General features: G+C 50.9%; 5 protein-coding genes. All 5 read right to left on the reverse strand.

Features of this window, described 5'->3' with window-relative positions:
• Positions 1–907, reverse strand: a 907-nt coding sequence (locus QVO97_RS01490; protein WP_288188603.1) for a MalY/PatB family protein, incomplete at its 3' end; no start/stop codon positions are given.
• A 332-nt stretch (positions 908–1,239) separates the two neighbouring features.
• Positions 1,240–2,214: an ABC transporter ATP-binding protein gene (locus tag QVO97_RS01495; RefSeq protein ID WP_022358655.1), complete on the reverse strand. Its 975-nt coding sequence runs from the start codon at positions 2,212–2,214 to the stop codon at positions 1,240–1,242.
• Positions 2,198–3,289 (reverse strand): ABC transporter ATP-binding protein, encoded by a 1,092-nt coding sequence (locus QVO97_RS01500; protein WP_022358656.1) that lies wholly within the window; start codon positions 3,287–3,289, stop codon positions 2,198–2,200. Before QVO97_RS01500 ends, QVO97_RS01495 begins: the two co-directional genes overlap by 17 nt.
• Before the next feature lie 13 nt (positions 3,290–3,302).
• The gene (locus QVO97_RS01505) at positions 3,303–4,313 is read right to left on the reverse strand and encodes an ABC transporter permease (protein WP_022358657.1); all 1,011 of its coding nucleotides are present in this window, start codon (positions 4,311–4,313) and stop codon (positions 3,303–3,305) included.
• Between the two features lie 8 nt (positions 4,314–4,321).
• A complete protein-coding gene (locus QVO97_RS01510; protein WP_022358658.1) occupies positions 4,322–5,242 on the reverse strand; it encodes an ABC transporter permease in 921 nt (306 codons plus the stop codon).
• Positions 5,243–5,358 lie beyond the last annotated feature (116 nt).

Here is a 5,358-nt window from a genome sequence, read left to right on the forward strand (position 1 = left end):
GTGCCAGATTGCCAGCCAGATAGCCGATAAGCTGATCCAGCCATTCCCCGCCGCCTTCATACGCTGCACGGCAGGCGAACAATCCCAGACGGTTCATATTTTCCTGACCAACATCCAGCAGCTCCGACCGGAATTTACGCCGCATCTCCGGATCCGGGATAAAGAGGTTTGATGTCGCCATGCCAGCCAGATTAAAAGTCTTGCTCGGCGCTGTACACATCATCGAATGAAGGCATGCTTCCTCTGAAATCGACGCATACGGAGTCTGCTCATGCCCCTGCCATACAAAATCGCCATGGATCTCGTCGCTGATCACGTATACATGGTGGCGCAGGCAGATGTCAGCCAGTGCGGTCAGCTCTTCCCTCGTCCAGACACGGCCAACCGGATTGTGCGGATTACATAAAATCATCAGTTTGACATGCTCATCCAGTACCTTCTGCTCCAGATCTTCCAGATCCATCTCATAATGTCCATCTTTTAAAACCAGCGGATTCTCCACCAGCGTCCGCTTATTGCGGAGGATCGCCCGGCTGAATGGATGGTAGACCGGCGGCTGGATCAACACCGCATCGCCCTCCTGGGTAAAAGCCCGCACTGCGATCGAGAGTGCAAACACGATACCTGGCGTGCAGGTCATCCACTCCGGCTGCAGAGTCAGGTGATGGCGTTTCTGATACCACGCTGCCACCGCATCAAAGTACGACTCATCTGCCCGGCTGTAACCGAAAATCCCGTGATCCACTGCCTTTTTCAGCGCCTCAACCACGCTGTCCGGCGATCGAAAATCCATATCCGCCACCCAGAGCGGCAGAATATCATCCGCTTTCCCATTTTCTTTCTTAAAATCATGCTTGATCGACCAAGTATGGGTCCGATCGATCGGTGTGTCAAAATCGTACTGCATAGAAAATCCACCTTTCTGTTATATATCGTTAAAATTTTCCAAATTCAGCCATAATTTCAAAAAAATTCTAACTAATATTTTACACCAGTCGGCGATCAATGTCTACAATTACTCCCTCAATTAGCAAAAAAACTAAGAAGCTGACGGGGACAGGGCGGTCTGGCTTTCAGCTTATCAAATTGTACGCATTTTGAGCACAGATGTCCGAATGAGGCGGATGTAAGTCCGCATCAGGCGAGCATCTGTAGCGAAAGCAAGCGAACAATGATAAGTCTGAGAAGCCAGGCTGTCCTGTCCCCGTCAGCTTCGACGCCTTCACGAATCTATTTAATTTACTTTACCATATGACAAGCCACAAAATGTCCCGGCGTCACTTCCCGGAGTTCCGGCAGCTTCGCCCTGCACTCCTCCGTTGCATACGGACATCTCTCGGCAAAACGGCAGCAGTCCTTCGGGTTGATCGGGCTTGGAATCTCGCCCTTGACCATGATACGCTTCTTCTCACGCACCAGCTTCGGATCCGCAACTGGAATCGAGGACAGAAGCACCTGCGTGTACGGATGCAGCGGGTGTGCATACAGCTCTTCGGAATCGGCAAATTCAACCATCGTTCCCAGATACATAACGATGACACGGTCGGAAATGTATTTGACAACGCTCAAGTCATGCGCGATGAAGAGATAGGTCAGTCCCATTTCTTCCTGCAGTTCCTTTAACATATTTAAAACCTGCGCCTGGATTGAAACATCCAGTGCGGAGATTGGCTCGTCGCAGATCACAAACTCCGGTTCGACCGCTAATGCCCTGGCAATACCAATTCTCTGTTTCTGACCGCCGGAGAACTCATGCGGGAAACGGGACATATGGTCGCGGTTCAGACCGACGCGCTTCAGGATCGCCTCTACCTTCTGATCCACATCCTTGTCCGTCGCCAGTCCATGCAGTTTCATGCCGGAACCGATGATATCCTTGACCGTCATACGCGGGTTCAGGGAAGAATGCGGATTCTGGAAGATCATCTGCACGTTCTTGCGGAATGCTTTTTCCTCTTCACGGGTGTATTTAAAAATATCTTTTCCTTTATAGGTGATCGTGCCTGCTGCCGGCTCATACAGCTTTACCAGGCACCGTCCCGTCGTGGACTTGCCGCATCCGCTCTCACCTACCAGCCCCAACGTTTCCCCTTTATAAATCGTAAAATGCACGTGATCAACTGCTTTCAGCACTTTTCCCCTGCCGACGTTGAAATACTGGCAGAGATCCGTGACCTGGAACAGGGGTGTGCTCCTATCAATTCGTTTTGCCATGGTGTCCCCTCCGTTTCTCTTCCGGCAGAGCCGCAACATTTTCCTCTTCTTCCTGTTTCTGCGCCTCAGTCAGCCCTTTCATGATATCCACCTTCGGCGCATACTCATGCTGCAGCCAGCACGCACAGGTATGTTCGTCTGAAAGCCTGTGAAATTCCGGCTGTTCTTCATAACAGACCTTCATCGCAAACTCACAGCGCGCTGCAAACGGGCATCCTTTCGGCGGTGCAAACAGATCCGGCGGAGTTCCATCGATCGGCACCAGCTTCTGATTTTTGGAGGTATCCAGCGTAGCGATTGATTTGATGAGACCTGCCGTGTACGGATGTGCCGTCTCATAGAAGATCTCATCAACCGTTCCTTTTTCAGCCACCTTGCCGCCATACATAACAAGCACGCGGTCGCACATCTTGGCGATAACTCCGAGATCGTGGGTAATCAGGATAATCGAGGTGTTCATCTTATCGCGCAGTTCCTTCAGAAGATCCAGGATCTGTGCCTCGATCGTTACGTCCAGCGAGGTCGTCGGCTCATCGGCGATGATGATGCTCGGCTTGCCGACCAGCGCGATCGCGATCATGACACGCTGCTTCATACCGCCGGACAGCTCATGCGGATACTGTTTATAACGGCGCTCCGGCTCATTAATGCCGACCAAACGCAGGATCTCCAGCGCCCGTTCCCTGACTTCTGCCCGGGTCATCCCTTTCCGTCCGACAAAAACCTCCTCGATCTGTTTTCCAACCGTCATGGTCGGGTTTAACGAGGTCATCGGATCCTGAAAGATAAATCCAATCTCCACACCGCGGATCTTCCGCATCTCGCGGTCTGTCTTGGTGATGATCTCCTCGCCTTTATATTTGATCGAACCGCCCTCAAAAAATCCCGGCGGCTCCGGGTTGAGCTTTAAAATGCACTGGGAGGTAACGCTCTTGCCGCATCCGCTCTCGCCTACAATTCCAAGAATCTCGCCTTCGCGTACATTAAAACTGACATCCCGGACGGATTTTACCACGCCGCCGTATGTATGGAACGAGAAGGTCAGATTCTTGATTTCCAGTATATTTTTAGCCATTGTCTCCTACCTCCTATTCCGTTCCTCTCAATCTCGGGTCAAATGCATCCCGCAGGCCATTTCCGAGCTGGTTGAGCGCCAGTACAGTTGTACAGATAAAGAATGCCGGCACGTACAGCATATGCGGCGCTGCCGTCATCATACGGGTTCCCTCTTTCGCAAGGACACCCCAGCTTGCCTGCGGCGGGGAAATGCCGAGACCGATATAACTCAAGAACGCCTCCTGGAAGATGGCGCTCGGGATTGCCATTGTCAGGTTTGTGATCAGAAGACCCATTATATTCGGGATGATCTCACGCACGATGATGGTGAACGCCGACTCGCCCATGACGCGGGCTGCCAGTACGAAATCCTGCTCTTTCAGGCGGTATACCTCGCCTCTGGTGAAACGGCAGGTTCCCGTCCATCCAACGATAACCATTGCAATGATTAAGCTCTTAACGCCGGAGCCTAATACTACCATAACCAAAATACAGACGATCAGGGATGGGATACCATAAATAACATCGATGATACGCATGACGATCATATCAAACTTGCCGCCATAATAGCCGCAGAAACCGCCCAGCACCGTACCAATTACTGTATTTAAAAGGGCTGCCAGAAGACCGATCGTCAAAGAAACACGTGCGCCCATCCAGACACGTACCCAGAGGTCACGCCCCAGAGAGTCGGTTCCCAGCCAATGAGCTGCTGAAATCCCTTTGCTCATCGAATAGGCATCCTGCTGGTCAAATCCGTAGTGGCTGAACATCGGTGCAAAGATCGCTAACAGTCCATATGCAATCAACAGAATCAGACTGAAATATGCCGCCTTATTCGTCCGGATTCGTCTCCACGCCTCCTGCCAGAAGGTCAGGCTCGGCCGGGAGATCGATTCCATTTTTTCAATATTTTTACCTACCATCTCAAACTTGTCGCGGGTAATCGTGTGTCCGTCTGCCAAGTTTTCGGATGTGCCTGCTGCTGCGCCGGAACCCTCAGAAGGCAGCACATTTCCATCTTTTATTTTCATCTCACCCATACTGCCACCTACTTTCCGCCGATCCGCACTCTCGGGTCGATCACGCCATACAAAATATCAACTACCATGTTACAGAATACAAGGAATGTGCCATAAAACGCTGTCATGCCAAGGATCAGGGAGTAATCGTTGTTCTGCACACTCTCAACATAATATTTACCCATGCCAGGAATCGCAAACAGGGACTCAATAACGAATGTGCCGGTCAGAACGGCTGCTACCGTCGGACCGAGGATCGTGACAACCGGCATGATCGCGTTCCGGATCTGATGCTTCCAGGTCACACGGAACTTGGAAATCCCCTTCGAGCGCGCCGTCTTGATATAATCCTGCTGGACCACCTCCAGCATACTCGCACGCATGATACGCGAGACGGACGCCATCGTGTAGAATCCAAGTCCGATCGACGGCAGGATCGTGTACGAAAAGCCCTTGTACTGCGCGATCGGGAACAGTCCCCATTTGACTGCAAAGAAATGCTGCAGCAGTGCGCCCATGATAAAGTCCGGGACACTTGTACCAAATACAGCTACAATTACAAAAATTAAATCAATTTTATTGCCACGGTTTAATGCAGAAATAATACCAAATACAAGACCAAAGGAAATCGCAAAACATAATGCGCGGATACCAAGGTCTGCCGAATACGGAAATGCGCCTGCTAAAAGGTCATTGACGGTACGGCTCGGATATTTGGTAGAAAAACCGAAATTTCCATGAATCAGATTATTCAGATATGTCAGATACTGCTGGAGTAAAGGTTTATCGAATCCGTAGTAGGCACTTAAATTGGCCTTTGCGGTTGCTGACATTTTCGGGTCATTGAACGGTCCGCCCGGCATCAGCCTTGCCAGGAAAAATACAACGGATACGAGAACAAACACAGTCACAATGGATATTCCCACCCGCTTCAGTATATATTTTTTCATAGGTTCACGCTCCTTTAACTACGGGAACATCCCAAATCCGGTTGTTCCGGCCGCCGGTTACGGCTCATTCATCCGCCAAGCAGCCACCGGATATGTACTGCGCTTCAGAAATCCGG

Origin of the sequence: Clostridium sp. CAG:43, from assembly GCF_000434655.1 — a bacterium.
Taxonomy (GTDB): domain Bacteria; phylum Bacillota; class Clostridia; order Lachnospirales; family Lachnospiraceae; genus Otoolea; species Otoolea fessa.

Excerpts from the sequence above, each read along its gene's own strand:
- QVO97_RS01510 (WP_022358658.1), bottom strand. The coding sequence starts at position 5,242 with ATGAAAAAATATATACTGAAGCGGGTGGGAATATCCATTGTGACTGTG.
- QVO97_RS01495 (WP_022358655.1), bottom strand. The coding sequence starts at position 2,214 with ATGGCAAAACGAATTGATAGGAGCACACCCCTGTTCCAGGTCACGGAT.
- QVO97_RS01505 (WP_022358657.1), bottom strand. The coding sequence starts at position 4,313 with ATGGGTGAGATGAAAATAAAAGATGGAAATGTGCTGCCTTCTGAGGGT.
- QVO97_RS01500 (WP_022358656.1), bottom strand. The coding sequence starts at position 3,289 with ATGGCTAAAAATATACTGGAAATCAAGAATCTGACCTTCTCGTTCCAT.